We start from the raw sequence: 26,962 nt of genomic DNA on the forward strand, positions 1-26,962 counted from the left end.
GGATCGTACCCGCCTTCACCCCGCCAGCGTGGTGGTCCAGATGCCCTTCCAGCTGTCCGGCGCCATATAGACGTCGAGGCCCGCCTTCAGCGCCGCGGGACAATCGGTGTTGGTGCAGCCATCCACCTGGCCATGGGCATTCCAATCGCCGACGATGAAGCCGTCAAAGCCCATGCGGTCCTTCAGCACGCCGGTCAGCAGGCTTTGGTTGCCGGTCATCTTGGCGCCGTTCCAGCTCGAAAAGCTCGCCATCACCGATTGCACGCCCGCCTTCAACGCGGCGTAATAGGGTGGCGAGAACAGGTCGCGCAGTTGTGCCTCGCTGAGCTGCGCGTCGCCCTGGTCCTTGCCGTTCTTCGTGCCGCCATCGCCCAGGAAGTGTTTGGCGGTGGCGATGACGTGCGGGCCGCGCAGCCAGTCCTTGTCGCCGATCCGGCCCTGCAGCCCCTCGACCAGCGGCCCGGCATAGCTCGCCGCGATCTCCGGCGTCTCGCCGAACCCTTCATAGGTGCGGCCCCAGCGGTCGTCGCGGACCACCGCGATCGTCGGTGCGAATGTCCAGTCGATGCCGGTCACCCGCATTTCGACCGCGGTCGCCGCGCCGATGCGCCGCATCAACGCGGGATCGCGCATGGCGCCAAGGCCGATATTGTGCGGGAACAGCGTCGCCCCGACGATATTGGAATGGCCGTGCACCGCGTCGATGCCCCAGATCGCCGGGATACGCGGCAGCTTGGGATTATCGCTGGTCGATGCGTCCCAGAACGCATCGGCCAGCGCCAGCCAGTCGCGCGCCGGTGCGTTATACTTGCCGCCCGGGTCCGAATTGCCGCCGTTGAACACCGAGCCGAGGTGATAGCGGCGCACGTCTTCGGGCGTCAGCGAGGCGATGTCGCCCTGCACCACCTGTCCGACCTTCTGTTCCAGCGACATCCGCGCGATCAGCGCATCGATCCGCCGCTCCATCGCGGCATCGCGCGGGATGGGCGCGGTGGCGGCGGGCCATTGCGCCGGATGCGCGACCTGCGCGGCGACCGGCGCGGCGACCGGACCGGCCAGCATCGCCGTCGCCAGCGTCAGCATCACTCCACGGCTACGACCCGGCATGCACATTCCTCCCCAGACTGTTGTTGACATCGATGTCGGATATTCGGATCATCCCGTCAAGCAAGGTGACGGGGGAGGGGAGGATGCAGGACCGATGCGTCCCGGCGATATGCCGGTCGCGCGACTGCGGCTCGGCCGCCGCGCCACCCGTTTCCAGCGCGCGTCGCGCCATCAGGTCCGCAGGAGTTCCGATCATGTCGTTCAAGCTCGTCCTCGCCGCCGCGTTGCTCGGCGGCGTGGCGCCCGCCGCGCTCTCTGCGCAATCCGCCTCCCGTGCCGCCGCGCGGCCGATGGCCGCGGCCCCGTGGCGCAACACGGCCTTGCCCGCCGCGGATCGGGCGCGGGCGCTGGTCAGGGCGATGACCCGCGCCGAAAAGCTTCGCTACGTCCATGGCCTCTTTCCGCCGATGACCAGGGAACGGCATGCCGATATGATCCCGTCCGCCGGCTATGTGCCGGGCGTACCGCGGCTCGGCATTCCGACGTTGCGCGAAAGCGACGCGAGCCTGGGCGTCGCCAACCAGGTCGAACAGCGCAAGGGTGACACCGCCACCGCGCTGCCCGCCAGCCTCGCCACGGCGGCGAGCTTCGATCCCGCCATCGCCTTTGCCGGCGGCGCGATGATCGGGGCGGAGGCGCGCGCCAAGACGTTCAACGTGCTGCTCGCCGGCGGCGTCAACCTGACGCGCGACGCGTGGAACGGCCGCAACTTCGAATATCTGGGCGAGGACCCGCTGCTGTCGGGGATGATGGCGGCGGAATCGATCCGCGGCGTCCAGACCAACGGCATCGTCTCGACGGTCAAGCATTTCGCGCTGAACGCGCAGGAGACCGGGCGCACCATCCTCGATGCGCGCATCGATGAAAAGGCGTTGCGGGAGAGCGACCTGCTCGCCTTCCGGATCGCGATCGACGGGGGCAGGCCGGGCTCGGTGATGTGCGCCTATAACAAGGTCGGCGGCGACTGGGCGTGCGAGAACCGCTTCCTGCTGACCGACGTGCTGCGTGGCGAATGGGGCTATCCGGGCTTCGTGATGAGTGATTGGGGCGGAGTCCATTCGACCGAAAAGGCGGCACGCGCCGGGCTGGACCAGGAATCGGGGCAGGAACTCGACAAGACGATCTATTTCGACGCACCGCTCGCCGATGCCATCGCCGCCGGCCGCGTCCCTGCGGCACGGCTCGACGAGATGGTCACCCGCATCCTGACCGGCGTCATCGCCAGCGGCCTGTACGACCGTCCGACCCCGGCGACGGCGCAGCCTATCGACTATACCGCCCATGCCGACGTCGCCCAGCGCGCGGCAGAGGCGGGGATCGTCCTGCTCAAGAACGATGCCGACGTGCTGCCCTTCGCGCGGACCGCGAAGCGCATCGTGCTGATCGGCGGCCACGCCGACGTCGGCGTCCTGTCGGGCGGCGGCTCCAGCCAGGTGCGCTCGGTTGGCGGTGCGCCGATCGAGATCCCGCTGACCGAGGGCGCGGCGGCATCGTTCGCGCGGGTCACCTATCACGCTTCCTCGCCGCTGCGCGCGATCCGCGCCATCGCCCCGAACGCGGACGTCCGCTACGTCGACGGGCGCGATCCCGTGGCGGCGGCGGCGGCGGCGCGCGATGCGGATATCGCCATCGTCTTCGCGACGCAGTGGCAGACCGAGGCGCAGGACGCGCCGTCGCTGTCGCTGCCCGATGGACAGGATGCGCTGATCGCCGCGGTCGCCAAGGCCAATCGCAAGAGCGTGGTGGTGCTGGAAACGGGCGGCCCCGTGCTGATGCCCTGGGTCGATGACATCGCCGGCATCGTCCAGGCGTGGTATCCGGGGCAGCGCGGGGGCGAGGCGATCGCCCGCGTGCTGTTCGGTGCGGTCGACGCGTCGGGCCGGCTGCCGCTCAGCTTCCCGCGCGCCGTCGCGCAACTGCCGCGCCCCCAACCGGTGCTGCCGGCGGGCATGACGTCGCTGTCCGATGCCGCCAGCAATACCGGCAGCGGCGACGCCGCGCCGCCCGCCTATCCCGTCGATTATCGCGAAGGCGCGAACGTCGGCTATCGCTGGTACGCGCAACGCGGCGAGCGTGCGCTGTTCCCGTTCGGCTATGGCCTCAGCTACACCCGGTTCCGCTTCGCCGACATCCGCTTCACCGGCGGCGCCCGGCCGGGGGCCAGCGTCGCGGTGACCAACACCGGATCGCGCGCCGGCGTCGCCGTGCCGCAGCTCTATGCGACCGGACCGGACGGCACGCCGCTGCGCCTCGCCGGGTTCCGCCGCATTGCACTGGCGCCGGGGCAGACGATGCGGGTCGAACTCGCCGCCGATCCGCGCATCCTGGCGCGCTGGACCGCGGGGCAGGGGTGGGCGGTGACGCCCGGCCGGTATCGCCTCGCGCTCGCCACCGACGCGACGCGAGAGGTCGCGGCCAGCGACGTCGACGTCGCCGGTGTGGTCGTCGCACCACACTGACGGCGATAACGGCGCGGGCGCCGAAAACCCGTTGACATCGATGTCGGTCACGGTACGAGACGGCATTGGTAAAGTACTATGCCACACCCGGGCAGTCGCCGCGAAGAACGGCTGCCGGGTAAACAGGGGACGGATGATGAAGGGGATGAAGCTGTCGGCCGCGCTCGTGCGATCGACGTCGATGCTCGGCTTGGCCGCCGGGCTCGCGATGGCAACGGGCGTCGCTGCCCAGACGGTGCCGGCCGATGCGCAGGCGTCGACGACCGCACCGGCCGATCCGCAGCAGGGCACGCCGCAGGCCGACACGACCAGCCAGTCCGCCACGCCCGGTCAGGCCAGCCCGACCAACGCTGTGCCTGACACCGGGCCTGAGGAAATCGTCGTCACCGGCGTGCGCGCCTCGCTGGAACGCTCGATCGCGATCAAGCGGGAATCGTTCGGCGTCGTCGATGCGATCAGCGCCGAGGATATCGGCAAGTTCGCCAACACCAACCTCGCCGAATCGCTGCAGCGCATCACCGGCGTCTCGATCGACCGCCGCAACGGCGAAGGCTCGACGGTCACCGTCCGCGGCTTCGGCGCGCAATACAACCTCGTCACGCTCAACGGCCGCCAGCTGGCGACGTCGAACATCGTCGCCGTCGGCGGCGACCAGGGCGGCGATGGCGCCGGCGGCTTCGGCCGGTCGTTCGACTTCTCCAACCTCGCCTCCGAAGGGGTGAAGACGCTCGAAACCTACAAGACCGGGCGCGCCGCGATCCCGTCGGGCGGTATCGGCGCGACCATCAACGTCGTCAGCCGCCGCCCCCTCGATGCGCGCGAAAGCGGCCTGCTCGGCTCGATCGGCGTCAAGGGCAGCTACGACAACAGCTCGTCCGACTGTTACGATTGCGGCGCCCGCGTCACCCCCGAAGTGTCGGGCACCGCGAGCTGGAGCGATCCCAACCAGCGCTTCGGCGTGTCGCTGTTCGGCAGCTACCAGAAGCGCAACTTCAGCTTCGCCAGCGTCGCGCCGGACAATTGGAACATCCGGTCGCTGACCGATTTCCTCAATCCCGCCAACGGCTTCGTCAATGCAGCGACGAAGATCAACAACCGGCCGACCAACAACGTGCTCGTCTCGGTCCCCAACGATTCGCGCTATCACTTCTCCGAAGCGAGCCGCGAGCGCATCAACGGGCAGGGCATCCTGCAATTCCGCCCGACCGACACGCTCACCTTCACCGCCGATGGCCTGTATGCGCAGCTGCGCCAGTCCGAGCGGCGCTCGACCCAGTCGAACTGGTTCAACCGCCCCTTCGGCGAAGTGACGTTCGACGACGCCAGCAACGGCATCGCCACCACCAGCTTCCTCGCCGAAACGATCAACGGCGTGAAGGACGAGGCGTTCGAACAGGCGTATCGCGCGCAGAAGAACAAGCTGTACGACTTCGGCGGCAACATCGAATGGAAGCCTAGCGACCGCTTCACCTTTGCCGTCGACGGCCACATCGGCCGTGCCGACAGCGCGCCCGACAATCCCAACGGACAGACCTCGACCACCGTCGCGTTCAACGCGCCGGTCGTCGCCGCCCACTCGCTGACCCTCGGCAAGGACGGCTTCCCGCAGCAGACGCTGACGATCAACGATCGCACGACCAGCACGACGCCCAGCGGCCAGCTCTTCACCAAGGGTAACGGCAACGGCGTGATCGACCTCGGCGATCTGTCCAGCGCGGTGCAGCGCCAGTTCGCGTCGAACCAGACGCAGCGGATCAAGGAACTGCGCGCCGATGCCGGGTGGGAGCTGACCGACCAGCTGCGCTTCGATGCAGGCGGCAACTATCGCACGACCAAGACCCGCCAGACCCAGTATAACACGCGCCAGGTGCTGGGCGATTGGGGCAACTCGCTGCCGCCCGACGTCGCACGTCTCGCGCCGGGCCAGGTCTTCCAGTTCTGCGCAGTCTGCAAGTTCGAGCACAACGATCCGAAGGCGGACGCCAACACGCTCGTCGCGTTCCGGACCGAGGATGCGACCAAGCTCTACAACTCGCTCTACAATTACTACATCGGCGTCACCAACGACGGCGTGAACCACGCCAACAACATCGACGCCAACGACGACAACCGGGTCAAGGAAGACATCTGGTCCGGCTATCTGCAGGGGTCGTGGAGCGGCAAGCTGTTCGATCGCGAAGCGCAGCTGGTCGCCGGTGTCCGTTATGAAAATACCAAGGTGCGCGCGGTGTCGCTGCAGCCGGTCCCGACGGCGATCGTCTGGACCGCCGACAACGACTTCTTCGTCGCCAACACCGCCGATCGCCAGACGCTGACGTCGAACGGCAAATACAGCAACTGGCTGCCGTCGATCGATGCCAAGATCGAGGTGTTCGACAACTTCTTCGCCCGCGCCTCGTTCAGCAAGACGATCTCGCGCGCCGGTTATGGTGACCTGTTCGCCTCGACCAACGTCGGCGCGCCCGGCCGTCCGACCGCGATCGGCGGCATCGCGACCGGCACGGCGCACAACACCGACCTCGATCCGCTGTCGTCGCGCAACATCGACGTCTCGGTCGAATGGTATCCGCGCAAGGACGTGTTCCTGTCGGCGGGCTTCTTCGACAAGAAGGTGAGCAACTTCATCGGCAACACGGTGGTCAACCGCCAGCTGTTCGGCCTGCGCGATCCGACCTCGGGTGCGGCCGGCACGCGCTCGGGCACCGCACGCCAGCAGCTGACCAGCACGTTCGGCGCGGACATCACCGATGTGAACCTGTTCACCTATACCGCGCTGCTCCAGCAGAACGGCGGCAACGTCGCGGCGACGAACGCGCAGTTCGGGGCCAATTACAACGTCCAAAACCGCGCGCTGAACCAGGGCTTCGTCGACCAGATCCTGGGCCAGTACGACATCACCGCCAATGCGCAGGACCCGCTGTTCAACTTCGCGGTCAACACGCCGATCAACAACCGCGATGCCCATATCTATGGCGTCGAACTCGCCGGCCAGTATTTCCTCGGCAATACCGGTTTCGGCCTGGCGGCGAGCTACACGCTCGTCCGGGGCAACATCGGCATCGACATCGCGGCTGATCCGACGGTGAACACGTTCGCGCTGGTCGGCCTGTCCGACACCGCCAACGCCACGCTGATCTACGACAAGAGCGGTATCTCCGCCCGCCTGTCGTACAATTGGCGCGACAAGTTCCTCAGCGGGATCAACCGTGGCGGCGATCGCAATCCGGTCTTCACCGCACCCTACGGCCAGCTCGACCTGTCGGTGAGCTTCGACCTGACGCCACGCTTCTCGCTCGGTTTCGAGGCGATCAACCTGACCGAAGAGGGCGTGCGGTCCTACGGCCGCGACGAAAGCAACATCTGGTATCTGGCGGAAGGCTCCGCCCGCTACCTGGTCGGCGCCCGCTACCGGTTCTGACCGTTGGCCCGAAGAAGGTCGCTCACACGGGCGGCCTTCTTCGGCTAAGAGGGGTCCATGGCTTCCGTCCTGCTCAACAACGTCGACCATCGCGACCTGCGCGTCGCGGTCGGTCACCATGCGCGCTACGGCGATGCGATCAACCAGACCCGCGTATTCCCGGCCGAATTCGAGGAATTGCAGCGCGAATACGCCATCTTGCTGCGCCGCGACGATGCCGGCGCCTTGTATGCGACGGTGCTGCTCGGCCTCGACCCCGACGAGAACCTGTTCCTCGATGGCGAACGCTGGGACGCGCGCTACGTCCCGGCGACGCGCGCACGCGGTCCCTTTTCGATCGGCGTCGATGCGGACGGCGAACCGATGGTCTATGTGGATATCGACGATCCGCGCATCGTGGCGGACGGTGAACCCGTCTTCCGCGAACTCGGCGGCAACGCGCCGCTGCTCGATCACGTGTCGGCGATGCTCCAGCGCATCTATGTCGGGCTAGAGACCGAACAGGCGATGTTCGCGGCCTTCGACGCCGCCGGCCTGCTGGAACCGGCGACGCTGCAACTCGATCTGGGCGAGGGGCGGCGCTACAATATTCCCGATCATTGGACGATCGATGCCGGACGGCTCGCGGCGCTCGACGGCGACGCGCTCGAACGGTTGCATCGCGCCGACCTGTTGCGGTCGGCGATGTGGATCGCCTCGTCGCTCGGCAATCTGCGCCACCTGATCGATCGCAAGCTGCGCAGCGAAGCCGGTGGCTGAGCGCCTGCGCGTGTCGCGGCCGGTGCGCGAAACCGATGCCGCGCTCGATCTCGATGCGCTGATCGCTGCGGACGAACCGGTGATCCTGCGCGGCCGTGCCGCCGACTGGCCGCTGGTCCGTGCCGGCCGCGGTTCGCCGCAAGAGGCAGCCGCCTATCTGCGCAGCTTCGACGTTGGCCGCCCGGTCACCAGCTATGTCGGCGATCCCGCGATCCGCGGCCGCTTCCACTATGATGCCACCGCCACCGCGATGAACTTCGCGGCCGAACGGTCCGGACTCGGCGCGTTCCTCGACCGCCTGCTCGGCCAGATCGGCGCGGCCGATGCGCCTTCGCTCTATCTCGGCTCGACCGACCTCGATGATTATCTGCCCGGTTTCCGCGCCGACAACGCGCTCATACCCGTGGGCGACCTGTTCGATCGGCATCCGCCGCTCGCGAGCATCTGGATCGGCAACCGCACGATCGCCTCGGCGCATCACGACATGTCGAACAATGTGGCGGTCTGCGCGGTTGGCCGGCGCCGCTTCACGCTGTTTCCACCGGAACAGGTCGCCAACCTCTATCCCGGCCCTCTCGCCCCGACCCCCGGCGGGCAGGTCGTCAGCATGGTCGATTTCGCCGCGCCCGACCTCGATCGCTATCCCCGGTTCGCGGATGCGGTCGCGGCCGGATCGGTGGCGGACCTGGCGGCGGGGGACGTGCTCGTCTACCCGGCGCTGTGGTGGCACCATGTCGAGGCGCTGGACGATTTCAATGTGCTGGTGAACTATTGGTGGAACGCCGCGCCGGCGTTCATGGATACGCCGATGGACACGATCCTTCATGGCCTGCTCAGCCTGCGCGACCGGCCGGCACATGAAAGGCAGGCGTGGCGCGCGATGTTCGACCATTACCTCTTCGGCGATGCAGCGGCGGTCGCCGCGCATCTGCCGGAGGCCGCGCGCGGTCCGCTGGCACCGCTCGACGAGGCCGGCGCCCGCCAGTTGCGCGCCTACCTCCTGCACCGGCTGAACCGATGACCGATCCCGATCGCCCCGAGCCCACCCGCGTCGTCGTCGCCGGCGGCGGCACCGCTGGCTGGATCGCCGCCGCCGCCCTCATCCGCCAACTCGGGCCGCTCGTCACGGTGACGCTGGTCGAATCGGACGAGATCGGCACCGTCGGGGTCGGTGAATCCACGATCCCGACCGCACGCGGCTTCCACGCTTTTCTGGGCATCGACGAGGCGGCGTTCATGCGGGCGACGCAGGCGACGTTCAAGCTCGGCATTGCGTTCGAGAACTGGCGGCAGGTCGGCGACCGCTATTTCCATCCGTTCGGCAGCGTCGGGCGATCTGTCATGATTGCGGATTTCCAGCATTTCTGGCTGGAGGCGCGCAGGCGCGGCTTCGGCGGGGCCTATGGCGACTATTCGTTGGAACAGCAGGCGGCTGCGGCGGGATTGTTCGGCCAGGACGAACAGAATGCCCTGGCCTATGCCTATCACCTCGACGCCACCGCCTATGTACGGTTCCTGCGCGGGCTGGCCGAGCCATGGGGCGTACGCCGGGTCGAAGGGCGGATCGAACGGGTCGAGCGTGACGGCGAAGGCGGCGACATCGCCGCGCTCGTCCTTGCCTCTGGCGAACGGATCGCGGGCGACCTCTTCATCGATTGCACCGGTTTTCGCGCGCTGCTTACCGGAGGGGCGCTGGCCACCGGCTACGACGACTGGTCGGAATGGCTCGCCACCGACCGCGCGCTCGCGGTGCAGACGGAGTCGGTGGCGCCGCCGGTACCGTACACGCGCGCGATCGCCCATGATGCCGGCTGGCGTTGGCAGATACCATTGCAGACCCGCGTGGGCAACGGCCTCGTCTATGCCAGCCGCTACATGAGCGATGATCAGGCGCATGCGACGTTGCTCGCGGGTCTGGAAAGCCGGCCCCTGTTCGAACCGCGGCCGCTCCGCTTCGCCGCGGGCATGCGAAGGCAAAGCTGGAACCGCAATTGCGTTGCGCTCGGGCTGGCGGCGGGGTTCATCGAACCGCTCGAATCGACCAGCATCCACCTCATCATGAATGCGGTGACGCGGCTGATCCAGTTGTTCCCGTTCCGCGGCGACGACAATACGGCGCTCGCCACCCGCTTCAACGCGCAGTCGCGCTACGAATGGGAGCATATCCGCGACTTTATCATCCTGCATTATCACGTCACCCAGCGACGGGATTCGCCCTTCTGGACGGATTGTGCGCGGATGCGGGTGCCGGACAGCCTGATGGAACGGATCGATCTGTTCCGGGCCAGCGCGGGTGCGTGGCAGGGTCAGGACGATCTGTTCCGCATCGATTCCTGGGTGTCGGTGCTGCTGGGGCAGGGCGTGCAGCCACGCGGTCATCACCGCATCGCCAGCGTCATCCCGCCCGCGGACCTAAAGGCGTCGTTCGACAGTCTCACCGGCGGAATCGCGCAGACCCTGCGCGCCCTGCCGCGCCACGGCGACTTCGTCGCGCGCCACTGCGGCGCCTCCGCTGCAATGGCGCAGGCCTAACGGCGGATCAGCCGGCCGCCGTCGCGCACCTTGGGTTCGGCGCGGAAGATGTCGCTGATCGACGTGTCGAAATGCGCCGCCATCAAATCTTCCGCCGCGCCGGCATCGCGGTCGGCGATGGCACCGGCAAGATTGCGGTGGACGTTGAACACCGCCTCGCGCTGGTCCAGCGTCTCGCGGGTGCGCCAGGCGGTCGGGACCGCGATGCGCATCAGCTGTTCGAACGATCGGACGATCTGGTGGAACAGGGCATTGCCGCCCGCCTGCGCGATCGCCTGGTGAAAGGCGATGTCATGGCCGATCAGCTGGTCCAGGTCGTCACCGATCAGCGCCATCTGCCGCGCATGGTCGGCGATCGTCCGGGCATCGGCATCGCTGCGGTTCTCGGCGGCGAGCGCGGCGGTGCGCAACTCCAGCGTGCGGCGTACGTCCCACACCTCGCCCGTCGTGATCTGCGCGGTGGCGACGGCATGGTCGATCGACGACGCCATCACCGATCCGTCCATCGCGCCGACCCGCGCCTTGCGCCCGTTGCCCACATCGATCACGCGCAGTGCCGCGAGCGCGCCGAACGCCTCGCGCATCACCGCGCGGCTGACGCCCAGATCGGCTGCGAACTGCCCTTCGCCGGGCAGGGTGTCGCCGACCTTCAGATCGCAGTCGCGGATATGGTCGCGAATGCGGCGGACCGCCTGGTCGACCAGCGATCCCGCCAGCGGCGCGCTCATGCTGCCAGCTGCCGGTTGCGGAATTGCGTCGGCGCCTGGCCGAAGCGGCGCGAGAAGGCGCGGGTGAAGCTTGCGTTGTTGAGGTAGCCGCAGCGATAGCCGATCGACGATACCGGCAGGTCCGTCGCCAGCAACAGATCGCGCGCACCGCCCAATCGACGGTCGGTGATCGCATCCGCCACGCTCATCGCGAACATCGATCGAAAGCCGCGGGTCAGCTTGGCCCGGTTCAGCCCGCACGCGCGTGAGATCGTATCGAGCGTCAGCTTCTCGTTCCAGCGTTCGTCGATCAGCCGACGCGCATCGGCGATCCGCTGCGCCTCCGCCGCGGACAGGGCGCCGGCGCCGTCGGCGGCCACCAGCGTGGCCTCGCCCAGCTTCTCGAACGTCACGCACAGCAGCTCGATGCACTTGGCGACCCGCAGCGTCGTCGCCGCATTGCTCGGCAGACGGCATTGCTGGATGGCGAGCGCGATGACGCGCATGTCGCTGGGCAGGTGCCACAGGCCGGGCAGGGCGGGCGCGCCGTCGAACACCCGGTCGCACGCCTCTGCCGCCACGACGAACGCGATATCGGCATCGCCAAGGTCGGCGGCGGTGGGGCAGGGGTGGAAGAAGAAGGTCGCCGGGGCGACGCGATAGCCGAAGCCGACCGCATCCGCCGGCCAGTCCGCCGCCGGGACGGGACCATCACCGACGAAGGCGACCATTTCCGGAGACACCTCGATCCGCGCTTTCATCCTGCCCCCTTTCGCATCGTTGGCAGAATGGTGCACCTATCCGATAGCTTTGGCAACAGCTTTCATATAGGTTGTTCGACAGCAGATACCGGTGCGCTGCGCATCGCGACGATGAAGGCGATCAGCGACAGCACGCTGGTCAGTGCACCCACCGCCGCCAGCCCCTGATCCAGATGCGATTCGCCACCGAACAGCCCGCTCGCCGCCGCGACCAGCGTCGGTGCCAGGCCGAAGCCGATCAGGCCGGCGACGGCGATGAACGCGCCGATGCACAGGCCGCGCAGTTCGTTGGGGATCAGCACGGTCAGCGCCACGGAGGTGATGACCCCGGTGACCGATCCGCACAGGATCAACGTGCCGAGCGCGGCCCCGAACAGCGGCACGGACGGCACGACGGGGAACAGCGCGGCGGGAATGCCGACCGCGGCGGCGGCGACCGCGCCGATCAGCAGGCCGCCGTGGCGTCCGCTCTTCTGCCCCCAGTCCGCCGACAATCCGCCGACGATCGCGCCGAGCAGCCCGGCGACGAAGATCACCGGGCCCATCCATCCGGCGAACTGGTCGGGCTGCAGGCCGAAGCTGCGCGACAGCACCGGCGCCGCCCAGATCGCGGCGGCGGCATCGGCCATCACCACGCTCACCTGACCCATGAACAGCGGCAGCAGGAACCCGCGCCGCGCCCATAATTCGCCGGCGACGATGCGAAACGGCGCGTGGCTGCTGGCCGCGACCTCGTGCCGCGCCGGTTCGCGCAACAGGAACAGCGGGATGGTCGCGATCGCGCCGATGACCGCCAGCGCCAGATGCGCGCTGCGCCACGGCGTCGCCCGCCAGAACCAGTCCGGCGCGCCGCCATGCGCGAACAGGCCGAACAGCACGCCGGTCAAGGCAAAGGCCAGCGCCTGTCCCAGCGACTTGCCCAAATTGACGATCAGCAGCGCCCGCCCGCGCTGCGTCGGCGCGCACAGATCGGCGCACAGCGACAGCGCCGCGGTCAGCGCGCCGGTGGTACCGATCCCGGTCAGCATGCGCGCGACGAACAGCAGCCACACGCTGTGGGCAAATGCGGTCAGCAGCGTGCCGAGGACGAAGGTCGCGACCAGCACGATCATGATCCGCACCCGGTTGTGCCGGTCGACCCAGATGCCGATCGGGATCGAGAACAGGGCCAGCGGCAGCGCGGCGCTCAGTCCCTGGATCAGGCTCAGCGTATAGTCGCTAAGGTGCAATTCGGCCTTCGCCCCCTCCTGCACCGTGCCGAACGAGGCCATCATCGTGAACCCGATCGCCATCGCCAGCGCGAGCGCGAGAAGGGGCAGCAGCGAGCGGGAAAAGGACGGGGTGGACATGGGGGTTCCTTGAGATGTCGAGCTGGCAAGCGTCGGGGTCGAACCGGCAACCTCACCCTCACCCATTGCCGGCGAGGCGCCCGACATCGTTCGTCACCCCGGAACACGTCCGGGGTGACGGGAGAATGAGGACGGGTGACGCGCGTGCTTCACAGGCTGAAGATCTTGCCTGGGTTGAACAGGTCTTTGGGGTCCATCGCGCGCTTCAGCACCCGCATCACCTCCACCGCGTCGCCGAGTTCCTCGACCAGCCATTCCTGCTTGCCGATGCCGATGCCGTGTTCGCCGGTGCAGGTGCCGTCCATCGCCAGCGCGCGGGCGACCAGCCGGGCGTTGATCGCCTGCACCTCGGCCAGTTCCGGTGCCGATGTGGGGTCCATCGCGAAGATGACATGGAAATTGCCGTCGCCGACATGGCCCAGGATCGTCGCCGGGACGCTCGCCGTGGCCAGGTCCGCCTTGGTCGCGGTGATGCATTCGGGCAGGCGGCTGATCGGGACGCACACGTCCGTCGCCCAGCCCACCGCGCCGGGACGCAGCGCCACCGCGGCATAATAGGCCTCGTGCCGCGCCTTCCACAGCTTCGCGCGTTCCTCGGGCAGGTTCGACCAATCGAAGCTGCCGCCACCGTTTTCCGCGGCGAGCATGCTTACCATCTCGACCTGCTCGGCGACGCCGCCGGGCGATCCGTGGAATTCGAAGAACAGCGTCGTCACCTCGGGCAGCGACAGCTTCGACCAGGCGTTGACCGCGCGGATCTGCATGTCGTCGAGGATCTCGACCCGCGCCAGCGGCACGCCGGACTGGATCGACTGGACGACGGTATTCACCGCCCCCTCCAGGGTGGCAAAGCCGCACACCGCCGCCGAAATCGTTTCGGGAATCGGATGCAGCCGCAACGTCACCTCGGTGATGATGCCCAGCGTGCCCTCGCTGCCGACGTACAATCGGGTGAGGTCGTATCCCGCCGCCGACTTGCGCGCGCGTCGTGCGGTGGTGATGACGTTGCCGTCGGGGGTGACGACCTTCAGGCTCAGCACCGCCTCTCGCATCGTGCCGTACCGGACGGCGTTGGTGCCGCTGGCGCGTGTCGACGCCATGCCGCCGATCGTCGCATTGGCCCCGGGATCGATCGGGAAGAACAGCCCGGTATCGCGCAGGTGCTCGTTCAATTGCTCGCGCCGGACCCCTGCCTCGACCACGCAGTCGAAATCCTCGGGGTTGACCGCGACGATACGGTTCATCTCGCCCAGGTTGACGCTGACGCCGCCGCGCACCGGCACCGCATTCCCCTCGATCGATGTGCCCGCGCCGAACGGCACGATCGGCACGCCGGCGTCGACGCACAGCTTCACCAGGTCGACGACATCCTCGGTCGACCGGGCGAAGACGACCGCGTCGGGCAGCACGACGTCGAAATGCGCCTCGTTCGACCCATGTTGCTCCAGCATCGATGCGGACATGCTGAGGCTGGCGCCGAACCGTTCGCGCAAGGCACCGATGAAGGCGGGGTCGAGCTCCGCCCGGACGAAGCTGGTGTCGATCAGCATCGGATCAGAACCTGAAGCCGAGGCGGGCGCCGATGCGCCGGCGGTCGCCGATGATGCCAAGGTCCGACGCCGGAAGCCCGGCAAGCTGCAATGTCGTCTTCTCGATATAGGCGTCGAAATAGTCCTTCTGGAGCAAGTTGTTGGCAAATACCGCCAGCTCCAGCGGGCCGCTGCGATAGGTGATCGCGGCATTGACCAGCGCATAGGGGCGCAGGATCGTCGGCGTCGTCTGATTCAGCGTCGCGGCCAGGCGGCTGCCCTTGGCGACGACGCCGCCGGTCAGCGTCATGCTGTCGCTGCCGCCCAGCGGAATGGTGTAGTCGGTGTAGAGATTGCCGGTCCAGTCGGGCTGGAAGGTCAGCCGGTCCGACGACAGCGTGCGCCCCGTCACCAGCGTATAGGGCGAGGAATCGGTCAGGCGGGCGTGGATGTAGGTGACGCTGCCGTTGATCGACCAGTTGCTGACCGGCCGCAGCGTCGCTTCCAGTTCCGCGCCGTAGCTTTCGACGTCGCCCGAATTGAGGTCGACGGTGACCAGGCCACCGCCCGCCGCCGGGGCGATCGAATTAAGACCGATGTAATTGCTATAGTCGTTGTAGAAGACGTCGCCCGCCAGGCTGAGCTTGCGATCGGCCGAGACGTATTTGGTGCCGACCTCGTACGTCCACGCGCTATCGCCCTTGTACTGGCGGATCGGCGCGGTCGGCGCATTGAAGCCGCCGCCGCGATAACCGCGCGCGACCGAGGCGTAGGTCATCAGTTCGCCCGACCAATGGCGCGTCACCGACAGGCGCGGCTCGACCTGGTTGGATTTCAACTGTGCGGTCGTGACGGTGGTCGGCAGCGTCGCCGCGCCGACGCTGATCGACACGTTGCCGTCGGCCTGGCGCTTTTCGTGGTCGTAGCGCAGGCCCAGCGCCACCTCCCAAGCCGTCGTCGGCTTCCAGAACAGGGTGCCGAACGCGGCATAGGTGTCGGCCTTGGTGGCGCTGTTGGTCAGGCGCGTCAGATTGGCGGGAATGATCCGCGTGCGATCAAAGGCATTGGCCTCCTCGCGGCTGTAGAACAGGCCGAACAACGAACTCAGCGTGCTGCCGATCTCGGTATCCAGCCGCGTCTCGACCGTCTTGGTGCGCAGCCGGTCGGTGCCGTTGGCGCGCGCGATGTCCAGCGGGCCGAAATCGGCATCGGCGTTCGGCGACAGTCCGTTGCGGGCGTCATACGATCCGACGAGGGTGAGCTTGGAATGGAGCGCCTCGATCGGCGTTTCCAGCCGGGCGTTGACGCCGCGATAGCGATATTCGATCCGGCTCGGCACGTTGAACTGGACGAGCCGCGAATAATCGGTCGGGCCGGTGACGCGGGCATAGGGCGTGTTGGCCCCCTTCACCCAGTCGTAATAGCCGTTGATCGTCAGCACCACATCGCCTGTTGGGACGAAGCGGATCGTGCCGTTGAGCGAATCGGTTTTGAACGGGCTGGCGTCGATGCCGAGCAGCGGGTTGCGCAGGAAACCGTCCTGCTGCCGATGACCGGCGGCAAGTCGCACCTGCAGCACGTCCTTGATGATCGGCCCGCTGACCGAGGCGCTGGCGAGGAAGCTGTCGTCCGGCCCGGCGAAGCTGAAATTGCCGCGGGCCTCCGTTTCGTTGGACGGCTGGCGGGTGATGACGTTGATCGCGCCGCCCAGCGTGTTCTTGCCGTACAGCGTGCCCTGCGGACCGCGCAGCACCTCGATCCGGTCGATGTCGAGCAGCGGATTGTTCAGATACGATGTATTGGGCTGGTAGATGCCGTTGATGAACAGCCCGACGCCGGGCTGTACCGATTGCACCAGCGTCACGCCGACGCCGCGGATCGAGACGAAGGCGCGGCCCGATCCGTCGCTGGTGATATTCAGGCCGGGGGTCAGCGTCGCCGCCTCGCGCACCGAATTGATGCCGCGTTCGGTCAGCGTGTTGCCGCTGATCGCAGTGGCGGCGATCGGCACATCCAGCAACGTCTCCGCCCGCTTGCGGGCGGTGACGACGATGTCCTGGTCGCCCGTCTGCGGGCCTGCGCCGACCGCCTTGCCCGCAGGGGCGGTGTCGGTCGCATCGGGTGCTTCGGCGACCTGCGCGTGCGCGACGGCGGGCAGGGCCAGCGCCATCGCGGTGGAGGCGGCGAACAGGGTGTGAAGACGCATCGGTGATCCTCTCTACGGCCGGTGAGTCTTCGCCCACCTGTCAGAAAGATTGTGCGCCTTTCGCCACCTATCGGAAAGGTTCTACGGCTGTGCCGATCGGCACTTCGGCTTGGCCGCGCGTCGACCCGCCGTCGGTCACCAGCAGGTATAGCCGCCATCGGCGACGACGATGCTGCCGGTCATCAGGCTGGCGGCGTCACTGCTGAGGAAGTGGACGATCGAGGCGACCTCCTCGGGTTCGCCGAGCCGGCCTAGCGGCGTGCCGTCGATCCACCGTCGATACATCTCGCCGCTCCGATCGGCAAAGGCGTTCAGCGGCGTCGCGATATAGGTCGGCGCGACCGCATTCACCCGCACGCCGCGCGGTGCCCATTCGGCCGCCAGGCTTCTGGTCAGCTGGTGCACCGCGGCCTTGCTGGCATTGTAATAGCTTTGCGGCTGCGGCCGGTTGACGATGAACCCCGACATCGAACCGACGTTGACGATGCTGCCCTTGCCCGCGGCGATCATGTGCCGGCCAAAGGCGCGGGCGCACCAGAAGGTGCCGTTGAGGTTCACGTCGAGGACGTTCAGCCAATGTTCGTCCGCCACGTCCTCGGCCGCGGTGTCGCTGCGCGCGATGCCGGCATTGTTGACCAGCACGTCGACCGCCCCGGCGGCATCGGCCACCGCGGTCACGCGCGCGCTGTCGGTCACGTCGAGGATGACGCCATCGACCGTATGGCCCTTCGCCTTCAACGATTCCATCGCCTTGCCGATCGCCTCGGCATCGCGGTCGGCGATGGTGACGCGCGCGCCGGCCTCGGCCAGCGCATCGGCGCAGGCATGGCCGATCCCTTGCGCGCCGCCGGTGACGAAGGCGGTGCGTCCGTCCAGGCGCAGGCGGTCGAGATACATGGTCGGGCTCCGATCAGGGGAGGAAGGCGGCGGCGGGCATCACCGGTTCCGATACCGCCTCGTCCGCGGCCAGCTTATACACCGTGCGGCGCTCGCGATCGAACGGCGCCCAGGGCAGCGATCCGTCGCGCGCGAACTGCACCCAGATCGCGTGGACGCGGGTGGCCAGGTCCTGCGGCGGTGCGATGCCGCACAGCCCGTCGGCGCCGGTGCAGGTGGCAAGGCTGTCGAAGACGAACGGCAGCTCCATGCCATGCGATGCGCCCAGTTCGCCGTCGTAGCGCGGCGATCGCCATCCGAACTCGTACATATGCGTGGCGCCGCGATGCTCCTCGGCAAAGCGGCGCGCCGGCCAGCGAAAGACGAGGTCGGTCAGCGCATCGGTCAGCGCCTGGCCCACGGGCTTGCCGCGGCCCATGCCATAGGCCTTGAGGACGCGCCACGCCTGCGGCTGCGACTTGCGCAGCACGAACCACGCCAGCAGCCTGCCCAATCCGGTGTTCAGCTTGTCGCGCACGCCGCTGGGGACGAGGTACAGGTTCATCTCTTCGGCGTTGCTGCCGATCAGCAGCTGCACATCGGCACCCGCACCCTGTTTCAGCGCATCGAGCGGCGCCAGCGGCAGCACGTCGTCGCCGTGGACGGGGACGAAACGGCTGATCCCGAATACCGGCTCGCGCCCGTCCGGATTGCGCAAGTCGATGCGGGCGGCCGGCAGCGATACGGCCTCGACCGCATCCAGCAACGGTTCGCCCGGCGCGACGCTGGCGAAGCCGGCACGATCGGCCGTGATGTCCAGTCGCCTGGCAACCGCCCGCACCAGGCGCTGCGCGACCCCGATATCGCGCGTCATGCCGCCATGCCCACTCTGCACGATCGCCCGCGCGAACAATCCCTTGGCCAATGGCGAGGCGATCAGATCGGCGATTGCCATCGCGCCTGCGCTTTCGCCGAAGACGGTGACGTTGGCGGGATCGCCGCCGAACTGCACGATATTGTCCCGCACCCACGCAAGCGCGGCGATCATGTCGCGCAGCCCCAGGTTGGTCGGCACATCGGGTATCGGCAGGAACCCGTCGACCCCCATGCGATAGTTGATCGCGACATACAGGATGCCATCGCGCGCGAAGGTCGCGCCGTCCTGCACCGCCGCATCCTTGCCGCCGACGACGAAGCCGCCGCCATGGATGAACACCATCACCGGCATGGCGGTCCGCCCGCCGGCCGGCTGCCAGATATCGAGCGACAGATAGTTGTCGCCCCGTCGCCAGCCCTCGCCGATCAGCGGCCGGGCATCCAGCCCCGGCACCGCACGCGTCCGTTGCGGCGCATTGGGACCGGCATCGGTCGCATCGCGTATCCCGGCCCAGGGCTCGACCGGCTGCGGCAGCGCGAACCGATGCTGCCCGACTGGCGCGGCAGCATAGGGAATGCCGCGGAAGACGGTCAGCGCGCCATCGCGGCGGCCACGGACGAGGCCGGCGGCGGTATGGATCGGTTCGGGCGGTTGCAGGGACATGGCATCATCATGCCCCGGATCGCGCGTGCCGTGCAGCCGGCGGGATTATGCCCGCCGGATCATTAGCGATGCCGCGGGCGTCAGTCGGGGCGGACGCCGCGCCCGGCGACCTTCTCATACGCCGACAATTCGTCGCCGACCGCGACCTTCGCCGCCAGGTCGTCGGCGCGCGACTGATCCTTGGCCGAACCCTTGGCATCGTCGGGATTGCCGTCGGGGTCGGCGGCACCGACGTTGGGGCTGTCGGGTACGTAGCGAACGCGTTCGTTGCCGGTGTCATCGGCCATGTCGGTCTCCTTTTCGCAGGTCATCAACGCCTCGCCTCCCGACCCGGTGCCATCGCCGGCGGCCGGTCGTCGGATTCGCGGCTCGGCCCGGCGCCCCCGGCATCGTCATCGCGATGCCCGGCGCCATCGCCCACGTCGTCGCCCCCGTCATCGCCATTGCGTCCGCCGTCGTCGCCATCGTCATCGCCATCGCCGCCACCGATGGCGCGCAACGCCGCGCCGAACGCCCGATACGCCGCACTGTCGTGCAGCCGCGCCACGCCCGCATCCGGCGTACGGAACCCGATGCGGCGCACCGCGTCGAACCCGACCAGCGCCGGCATCGCCATCGCCGCGGTGGCAAGGCTGCGCGGCATCACGGTGATGCCCAGCCCGGCCGCGACATAGGCGGCGGCGCGATCGTCGCTGATCGTCCGCGCTGCCATGAACGGCCGCACCCCGCGTTCGGTGAAGAAGCGACTGACCTGCGGCAGCGCCTCGCAATGGCGCCGGACGATCATCGTGTCGCCGGCGATCTCGTCCGCCGCCACCGCATCGCGTCCCGCCAGCGGATGGTCGAGCGCCATCGCCACGCCATAGCGTTCCTCGACCAGCACCGCCGCATCGTCGTCGACGATGCCCAGCACCGCATCCAGCCGTCCGCGATCCAGCTTCGCCTGCAACTCGTTCGACCGGCCCTCGACGATTTCGACCTGCTCGCCGCATCCCCCGGCGCGCACCGCCGCCAGCGCCGCCCCGATCCAGGCGGTCGCGATCGTCGGCGCCACGCCGATGCGGATCAGCCGGCGCGGCCGTGCCGCCTGCACCGCGCGCTCGGCGGCGGTGAACTCCGCCTCGATCCGCCGCGCGTAATGCGCGAACTGCGCGCCCGCCTCGGTCAGCCGCACCCGCTTGCTGCTGCGATCGAACAGCCGCTGCGCCAGCGCGCCCTCCAGCTTCGCGATGCCCGCCGACAGCGTCGGTTGCGTCACCCGGCAATGCAGCGCCGCGGCAGAAAAGCTGCCATGATCGACGATGCCCAGGAAATAGCGGATCAGAAAGCGGTCGATCATAGATGCCATCTATAGATCGCCGGCGGTCCTGTCGATTTTCCGTCGCCCGATGCCTGTGCTAACAGGCGGCCAACGACAAGGAGCGGATGGTGATCACCAACTTCGATTTCGCATTGGGCGAGGCGGCGGACATGATCCGCGAGAGCACGCAGCGCTTCGCCGCCGATCGCATCGCGCCGCTGGCCGCGAAGATCGACGCCGACGACTGGTTCCCGCGCGACGAATTGTGGACCGCGATGGGCGAACTTGGCCTGCACGGCATCACCGTCGACGAAGCGGACGGCGGCCTCGGCCTCGGCTATCTCGAACACGTCATCGCGGTCGAGGAGGTCAGCCGCGCCTCCGCGTCGATCGGCCTCAGCTACGGCGCGCACAGCAACCTGTGCGTCAACCAGATCCGCCGCTGGGGAAATCCCGAACAGAAGGCGAAATACCTGCCCGGGCTCATCAGCGGCGAACATGTCGGCAGCCTCGCCATGTCCGAAGCGGGCGCGGGCAGCGACGTCGTGTCGATGAAGCTGCGGGCGACGAAGACCGACGACGGCTATGTGCTGAACGGCACGAAATTCTGGATCACCAACGCCGCTTACGCCGACACCCTCGTCGTCTATGCGAAGACCGGCGATGGGAGCCGCGGCATCACCGCCTTCCTGATCGAACGGGATATGCCCGGTTTCAGCATCGGTCAGAAGATCGACAAGATGGGCATGCGCGGCTCGCCTACCGCCGAACTGGTGTTCGACGACTGCCACGTCCCGGCCGAAAATATCATGGGGCCGGAGAATGGCGGCGTCGGCGTGCTGATGAGCGGCCTCGACTATGAACGCGCGGTGCTGGCCGGCATCCAGCTCGGCATCATGCAGGCCTGCCTCGACGTGGTCGTGCCGTACGTGCAGGAACGCAAGCAGTTCGGCCAGCCGATCGGCCAGTTCCAGCTGATGCAGGCCAAGATCGCCGACATGTACGTCGCGCTCAATTCCTCGCGCGCCTACGTCTATGCCGTCGCGAAGAGCTGCGATGCCGGCAAGACCACGCGCTTTGACGCGGCGGGCGCCATCCTGCTCGCCTCGGAAAATGCGGTGAAGGTGTCGCTGGAGGCGATCCAGGCGCTGGGCGGGGCGGGCTATACCAAGGACTGGCCCGTCGAACGCTTCATGCGCGACGCCAAGCTGCTCGACATCGGCGCGGGCACGAACGAGATCCGCCGCATGCTGATCGGCCGCGAACTGATCGGCGCCGCGCCGAAGGTGGTGCAGTGATGCGCGCGCTCGCGATCCCCTTCGTAATAGGGAGGATGTAAATGGGTCCCGTCCTCGCCACCGCCATCGCCCGCGACGGCGACGCCTTCGCCCGCAACGCCGCCCATAACCGCGCGCTCGCCGATCGCCTGCGCGCCGATGTCGCCCGCGCCGCCCTTGGCGGGTCGGCGAAATCCCGCGACCGTCACACCGCCCGCGGCAAGCTCCTTCCCCGCGACCGCGTCGAACGGCTGCTCGACCCCGGCACCGCCTTCCTCGAAATCGGCCAGCTCGCCGCCAACGGACTGTACGACGACCCGAACACGGGGGAGGGGGTCCCCGGCGCCGGGATGATCGCCGGCATCGGCCGCGTCGCCGGCCGCCAGGTGATGATCGTCTGCAACGATGCGACGGTGAAGGGCGGCACCTACTTTCCCCTGACCGTGAAGAAGCACCTGCGAGCGCAGGAAATCGCCCAGGACAATCGCCTGCCGTGCATCTATCTGGTCGACAGTGGCGGCGCCAACCTGCCGCATCAGGCAGAGGTGTTTCCCGACCGCGATCACTTCGGCCGCATCTTTTTCAACCAGGCGAATATGTCGGCGCTCGGCCTGCCCCAGATCGCCTGCGTCATGGGCAGCTGCACCGCCGGCGGCGCCTATGTGCCGGCGATGTCCGACGAGACGATCATCGTCCGCGGCCAGGGGACGATCTTCCTCGCCGGCCCGCCGCTGGTGAAGGCGGCGACGGGAGAGGTCATCAGCGCCGAGGAACTGGGCGGTGCCGATACCCACGGGCGCCGATCGGGCGTCGTCGACCATGTCGCCGAGAATGACGAACACGCGCTCACCATCGTCCGCGACATCGTCGCGACGCTGCCGCCGCAGACCGGGCCGCAGATCGCCCCCGTCCGCGCGCCGCTCTACCCGGCCGACGACCTCTACGGCATTGTCCCGGACGACGTCCGCGCGCCCTATGACGTGCACGAGGTGATCGCCCGCCTGGTCGACGGATCGGAATTCCACGAATTCAAGGCGCTCTACGGTGCGTCGCTGGTCTGCGGTTTCGCGACGATCCACGGCCTGCCGGTCGCGATCCTCGCCAACAACGGCGTCCTGTTCAGCGAAAGCGCGCAAAAGGGCGCGCATTTCATCGAACTCGCCTGCCAGCGTCGCATCCCGCTGCTGTTCCTGCAGAACATTTCCGGCTTCATGGTCGGTGGCAGGTATGAAGCGGAAGGGATTGCGAAACATGGCGCAAAGCTGGTCACTGCCGTCGCCACCGCGACCGTGCCGAAGATTACCATCCTGATCGGCGGCAGCTTCGGCGCGGGCAATTACGGCATGTGCGGCCGCGCCTATTCCCCGCGCTTCCTGTTCACCTGGCCCAACAGCCGGATCAGCGTGATGGGCGGTGAACAGGCGGCGAGCGTGCTGGCCACCGTCCATCGCGACGCCGACGGCTGGACGCCCGAACAGGCCGAAGCGTTCAAGGCCCCGGTCCGCGCCCGCTACGAGGACGAGGGCAATCCCTGGTACGCGACCGCCCGCCTGTGGACGACGGCATCGTCGATCCGGCCCAGACCCGCGACGTCCTCGGCCTCGCGCTCGCCGCCTGCCTCAACGCCCCCATCCCGGACCATCCCCGCTTCGGCGTGTTCCGGATGTGAGCGGGCACGGCGCTTCCTTATTCCTCCCCAGGCTCCGTTTGGGGAGGGGGGCCGCCGGCCGCAGGCCGGGGGTGGAGGCGCGCGCGCTCCAACGCACCAGCAACGATCATCCGGACCACGGCGTCGAGATCGCGCAACACCTCCCTCGCCGGCACCCGCAACGCGTCGACACCACGCTCCGCCAACCAAACATCACGGAAGGCGTCGCGCTTCGGTCGATCGCCACGTTCATGCGCTTCGCCGTCGATCTCCACGCACAATCGCGCCGCGCTACAGGAGAAGTCGAGTGTGAAGCGTCCCGCCGGATGCTCCTTGCGCGACTTATGCCCAATTCCGCGACGGCGAAGCTGTTGCCACAACGGCACTTCGGGCAGCGACATCGTGCGGCGCAACGCCTGCGATTGCCAATAGGCGCTGCCCGTCGCGCCGATCATCGCGGCCACCTCGACACGCGCTGCGCGCGCCCCTCCACCAGCCTGCGGCTGGTTCCCCTCCCCGAGCATGGCTCGGGGAGGATCTAGAAAGAAACGCCATGCTTCCGCTCCTCCTCGCGCTGCAATCCGCGGACCGGCTGCCGCCCGCCAACCCGCTGCCCTATGCCGACCCCGCCGCCGCGGCGGTGATGGCGCCGATCGACGCGCTGTTCCGCGGCCTCGCCGCGCGCGATCCCGCCGCGATCCTCGCGCAGGTCCGCCACGAAGGCGGCGCGACCGTCGCTACGGAGCAGCCGGACGGCACCCGCAGCGTCCGCCACATGACTTGGCAGGACTTCACAGCCGGTGTGAAACCCGGCAGCGAACGTCTTGAGGAACGGCTGATCGATTCGGTGATCGAGGTCGATGGTGATATCGCGATGGTCTGGGGTCCCTATACCTTCACGATCAATGGCAAGCTCCACCATTGCGGCGTCGACCATTTCGACCTGATCCGCGAAGCCGGCGCGTGGAAGGTGCTGAACGTCACCTGGTCGCAGCGCACCACCGGATGCCCGGCATGATCGCGCTGTCCTACACCCCCGCCGCCGGTGTAGACCGCCCGGGCATGACCGCGCGCGCCCTCTTCGTCGCCCGTTCGCCGATATCCGGCCCGGCCCCCCGCCGACCCCGTTTCCAGGCGGGACGTAGTGTCAACTTCGCCAACTTCCGCGCTCCCGCCGATCGGAAACCGTCGTGATCGAATCGCTCCTCATCGCCAACCGGGGCGAGATCGCCTGCCGCATCATCCGCACCGCCCGCGCGCTCGGCGTGCGGACGGTCGCGGTCTATTCCGATGCCGATGCGACCGCGCTGCACGTCCGCGAGGCTGACGAGGCGGTGCACATCGGCGCCTCGCCGGTGCGCGACAGCTACCTCGTCGCCGACCGCATCATCGCGGCCGCGCTCGACACGGGCGCGGCCGCGATCCACCCCGGCTATGGTTTCCTCAGCGAAAATGCCGACTTCGCGCAGCAAGTGATTGATAACGGGCTGATCTGGGTCGGTCCCAAACCCGCCAGCATTCGCGCGATGGGGCTGAAGGATGCCGCCAAGCAGCGCATGATCGCCGCTGGCGTGCCGGTCACCCCCGGCTATCTCGGCGACGACCAGGACCCAACCCGCCTCGCTGCCGAAGCGGCGCAGATCGGCTATCCGGTGCTGATCAAGGCGGTGGCCGGCGGTGGCGGCAAGGGCATGCGCCGGGTCGATGATGCCGCGGACTTCGCCGACGCGCTCGCCTCGTGCCAGCGAGAGGCGGCCGCGTCGTTCGGCGACGACAAGGTACTGATCGAAAAGTACATCCTGTCGCCCCGCCATATCGAAGTGCAGGTGTTCGGCGACACCCATGGCAATGTCGTCCACCTGTTCGAACGCGATTGTTCTCTCCAGCGCCGCCACCAGAAGGTGATCGAGGAAGCGCCCGCGCCCGGCATGGACGAGGCCACCCGCGCCGCGGTCTGCGCCGCCGCGGTAAAGGCGGCGCAGGCGGTCGATTACGTCGGCGCCGGCACGATCGAATTCATCGCCGACGCCAGCGACGGGCTGCGCGCCGACCGCATCTGGTTCATGGAGATGAACACCCGGCTCCAGGTCGAACATCCGGTGACAGAGATGATCACCGGGCAGGACCTCGTCGAATGGCAGCTGCGCGTTGCCAGCGGCGAAAAGCTGCCATGTTCGCAAGGGGATCTGGCGATCTCCGGCCATGCCATCGAAGCGCGCCTCTATGCCGAGGACCCGGCGCGGGGCTTCCTGCCCAGCATCGGCCGGCTCGACGCGTTCGATCTCGGCACGACGGCGCGGGTCGATACCGGGGTGGAACGCGGCGCGACGATCTCGCCCTTCTATGACCCGATGATCGCGAAGGTCATCGCCCATGGCGCGACCCGCGAAGAGGCCCGCGAGACGCTGGCCGACACGCTCGATGCGGCGATCGTCTGGCCGTTGCGCAGCAATGCGGGCTTTCTGGTCGAGGCGCTCGATCACCCCGCCTTCGTCGCGGCGACGCTCGACACCGGCCTGATCGCGCGGGAAGGCGATGCGCTGATGCCGCCCGCGCTGCCCAGCGAAGAGGCGCTGGCCGATGCCGCCGCAGCGCTCGCCGGCGCGCGGCCGATCCCGGGCTTCCGCCTCAACGCCGCGCCGCGCACGGTGGCGAAGCTGCTGGTCGGCGGCGAGCCGGTCGAGGTCGATTTCGCCACCGCCGATGCGACCGGTGCGACGCCGCTCGATCGCCTGCTCGTCACCGAAGGCGGCCAGACGTGGGAGGTGACGCCCTTCCGCGCCACCGCCGCCGCCGCGGGCGGGGCGGGGGACGGCGCGATCCTGTCGCCGATGCCGGGCCGGGTCATCGCCGTCGACGTCGCGGCGGGCGACCGCGTGGCGAGGGGCCAGCGCCTCGTCACGCTGGAGGCGATGAAGATGGAACACAGCCTCACCGCGCCCTTCGACGGGTTGGTCGCCGAATTGAACGCGGTGGCGGACGGGCAGGTGACCGAGGGCACGCTGCTCGTCCGCGTCATACAGGATGATGTCTGATGGCGGGACGATTCTACGATCATTGGCAGGTCGGCGACCGGCTAAGCCACGACATCCGCCGCACCGTCACCGAAACCGACAATCTGCTGTTCTCGACGATGACCCACAATCCGCAGCCGCTGCATCTCGATGCGGAGGCGGCGCGGGCGTCGGAATTCGGACAGATCCTCGTCAACGGCACCTTCACCTTCGCGCTGATGGTCGGCCTGTCGGTCGCCGACACGACGCTCGGCACGCTGGTCGCCAATCTCGGCTACGACAAGCTGGTAATGCCGAAGCCGGTGTTCATCGGCGACACGCTGCGGGCCGAAAGCGAGGTGGTGGAGCTGCGCGACAGCAAATCGCGGCCCGATGCCGGACTGGTGACCTTCCGCCACCTGCTGCTCAACCAGCGCGGCGAAACGGTCTGCCAGTGCCTGCGCACCGCCCTCATCAAGCGATCGGAAGCATGACGACAGG

21 protein-coding genes and 1 pseudogene are annotated in these 26,962 nt (G+C 68.1%); 10 read left to right on the top strand and 12 right to left on the bottom strand.

The features are described 5' to 3' along the window. Nucleotides 1-15 precede the first annotated feature (15 nt). Together GTH33_RS18380 and GTH33_RS10360 are read right to left on the bottom strand one after the other, a co-directional pair. Nucleotides 16-1,107: a glycoside hydrolase family 3 protein gene (locus GTH33_RS18380; RefSeq protein WP_338054374.1), complete on the bottom strand. Its 1,092-nt coding sequence runs from the start codon at nt 1,105-1,107 to the stop codon at nt 16-18. Continuing rightward, the gene (locus GTH33_RS10360; protein WP_163958333.1) at nt 1,094-1,312 is read right to left on the bottom strand and encodes a hypothetical protein; all 219 of its coding nucleotides are present in this window, start codon (nt 1,310-1,312) and stop codon (nt 1,094-1,096) included. Before GTH33_RS10360 ends, GTH33_RS18380 begins: the two co-directional genes overlap by 14 nt. On the opposite strand from GTH33_RS10360, the gene GTH33_RS10365 reads away from it, so the two are divergent. From GTH33_RS10365 to GTH33_RS10385, 5 genes are all read left to right on the top strand, one after another. Continuing rightward, the gene (locus GTH33_RS10365) at nt 1,302-3,566 is read left to right on the top strand and encodes a beta-glucosidase family protein (protein WP_163958334.1); all 2,265 of its coding nucleotides are present in this window, start codon (nt 1,302-1,304) and stop codon (nt 3,564-3,566) included. The genes GTH33_RS10360 and GTH33_RS10365 overlap by 11 nt on opposite strands. A gap of 136 nt (nt 3,567-3,702) precedes the next feature. Continuing rightward, on the top strand, nt 3,703-6,984 hold the full coding sequence (locus GTH33_RS10370) for a TonB-dependent receptor (protein ID WP_163959903.1): 3,282 nt from the start codon (nt 3,703-3,705) through the stop codon (nt 6,982-6,984). 57 nt (nt 6,985-7,041) lie between these two features. Then, a complete protein-coding gene (locus tag GTH33_RS10375) occupies nt 7,042-7,743 on the top strand; it encodes a SapC family protein (protein ID WP_163958335.1) in 702 nt (233 codons plus the stop codon). Further along, nucleotides 7,736-8,764 carry a cupin-like domain-containing protein gene (locus GTH33_RS10380; RefSeq protein WP_163958336.1) on the top strand — a complete coding sequence of 343 codons (1,029 nt, stop codon included), beginning with the start codon at nt 7,736-7,738 and terminating at the stop codon, nt 8,762-8,764. Before GTH33_RS10375 ends, GTH33_RS10380 begins: the two co-directional genes overlap by 8 nt. After that, on the top strand, nt 8,761-10,275 hold the full coding sequence (locus GTH33_RS10385) for a tryptophan halogenase family protein (RefSeq protein WP_163958337.1): 1,515 nt from the start codon (nt 8,761-8,763) through the stop codon (nt 10,273-10,275). The genes GTH33_RS10380 and GTH33_RS10385 overlap by 4 nt, the downstream gene beginning before the upstream one ends. Here GTH33_RS10385 and GTH33_RS10390 read toward each other — a convergent pair. From GTH33_RS10390 to GTH33_RS10430, 9 genes are all read right to left on the bottom strand, one after another. Then, nucleotides 10,272-11,003 (bottom strand): FadR/GntR family transcriptional regulator, encoded by a 732-nt coding sequence (locus GTH33_RS10390; RefSeq protein ID WP_163958338.1) that lies wholly within the window; start codon nt 11,001-11,003, stop codon nt 10,272-10,274. The two genes, GTH33_RS10385 and GTH33_RS10390, sit on opposite strands and share 4 nt — an antisense overlap. Further along, entirely contained in the window at nt 11,000-11,743 is a 744-nt protein-coding gene (locus GTH33_RS10395) for a helix-turn-helix domain-containing protein (RefSeq protein WP_163958339.1), read from the bottom strand. The genes GTH33_RS10390 and GTH33_RS10395 overlap by 4 nt, the downstream gene beginning before the upstream one ends. Nucleotides 11,744-11,805: 62 nt before the next feature. Beyond that, the gene (locus GTH33_RS10400) at nt 11,806-13,092 is read right to left on the bottom strand and encodes an MFS transporter (protein WP_163958340.1); all 1,287 of its coding nucleotides are present in this window, start codon (nt 13,090-13,092) and stop codon (nt 11,806-11,808) included. 149 nt (nt 13,093-13,241) lie between these two features. Continuing rightward, nucleotides 13,242-14,642, bottom strand: a complete 1,401-nt coding sequence (locus GTH33_RS10405; protein ID WP_163958341.1) for an FAD-binding oxidoreductase — start codon at nt 14,640-14,642, stop codon at nt 13,242-13,244. Between the two features lie 4 nt (nt 14,643-14,646). Next, nucleotides 14,647-16,827, bottom strand: a complete 2,181-nt coding sequence (locus GTH33_RS10410; protein WP_243848297.1) for a TonB-dependent receptor — start codon at nt 16,825-16,827, stop codon at nt 14,647-14,649. A 135-nt stretch (nt 16,828-16,962) separates the two neighbouring features. Next, on the bottom strand, nt 16,963-17,724 hold the full coding sequence (locus GTH33_RS10415; RefSeq protein ID WP_163958342.1) for an SDR family NAD(P)-dependent oxidoreductase: 762 nt from the start codon (nt 17,722-17,724) through the stop codon (nt 16,963-16,965). Nucleotides 17,725-17,737: 13 nt separating this feature from the next. Further along, entirely contained in the window at nt 17,738-19,243 is a 1,506-nt protein-coding gene (locus GTH33_RS10420) for a carboxylesterase/lipase family protein (protein ID WP_163958343.1), read from the bottom strand. 80 nt (nt 19,244-19,323) lie between these two features. Then, nucleotides 19,324-19,530, bottom strand: a complete 207-nt coding sequence (locus GTH33_RS10425; RefSeq protein WP_163958344.1) for a hypothetical protein — start codon at nt 19,528-19,530, stop codon at nt 19,324-19,326. 23 nt (nt 19,531-19,553) lie between these two features. Next, nucleotides 19,554-20,582, bottom strand: a complete 1,029-nt coding sequence (locus GTH33_RS10430) for a LysR family transcriptional regulator (protein WP_163958345.1) — start codon at nt 20,580-20,582, stop codon at nt 19,554-19,556. Nucleotides 20,583-20,668: 86 nt separating this feature from the next. On the opposite strand from GTH33_RS10430, the gene GTH33_RS10435 reads away from it, so the two are divergent. Together GTH33_RS10435 and GTH33_RS10440 are read left to right on the top strand one after the other, a co-directional pair. Next, the gene (locus tag GTH33_RS10435; protein WP_163958346.1) at nt 20,669-21,841 is read left to right on the top strand and encodes an isovaleryl-CoA dehydrogenase; all 1,173 of its coding nucleotides are present in this window, start codon (nt 20,669-20,671) and stop codon (nt 21,839-21,841) included. A 41-nt stretch (nt 21,842-21,882) separates the two neighbouring features. Then, nucleotides 21,883-23,489, top strand: a pseudogene (locus GTH33_RS10440) (carboxyl transferase domain-containing protein). Nucleotides 23,490-23,506: 17 nt separating this feature from the next. Here GTH33_RS10440 and GTH33_RS10445 read toward each other — a convergent pair. Next, nucleotides 23,507-23,992, bottom strand: a complete 486-nt coding sequence (locus GTH33_RS10445) for an endonuclease domain-containing protein (RefSeq protein ID WP_338054375.1) — start codon at nt 23,990-23,992, stop codon at nt 23,507-23,509. 29 nt (nt 23,993-24,021) lie between these two features. Between GTH33_RS10445 and GTH33_RS10450 the strand changes: the two genes are divergently transcribed. The 3 genes from GTH33_RS10450 to GTH33_RS10460 all read left to right on the top strand — a co-directional run bounded on the left by GTH33_RS10450 (nt 24,022) and on the right by GTH33_RS10460 (nt 26,955). Further along, nucleotides 24,022-24,486: a nuclear transport factor 2 family protein gene (locus GTH33_RS10450; RefSeq protein ID WP_163958348.1), complete on the top strand. Its 465-nt coding sequence runs from the start codon at nt 24,022-24,024 to the stop codon at nt 24,484-24,486. A gap of 172 nt (nt 24,487-24,658) precedes the next feature. Next, nucleotides 24,659-26,503 (top strand): acetyl/propionyl/methylcrotonyl-CoA carboxylase subunit alpha, encoded by a 1,845-nt coding sequence (locus tag GTH33_RS10455; RefSeq protein ID WP_163958349.1) that lies wholly within the window; start codon nt 24,659-24,661, stop codon nt 26,501-26,503. Further along, entirely contained in the window at nt 26,503-26,955 is a 453-nt protein-coding gene (locus GTH33_RS10460) for a MaoC family dehydratase (protein ID WP_163958350.1), read from the top strand. Before GTH33_RS10455 ends, GTH33_RS10460 begins: the two co-directional genes overlap by 1 nt. Nucleotides 26,956-26,962 lie beyond the last annotated feature (7 nt).

Origin of the sequence: Sphingomonas insulae, assembly GCF_010450875.1 — a bacterium.
GTDB classification, from domain to species: domain Bacteria; phylum Pseudomonadota; class Alphaproteobacteria; order Sphingomonadales; family Sphingomonadaceae; genus Sphingomonas; species Sphingomonas insulae.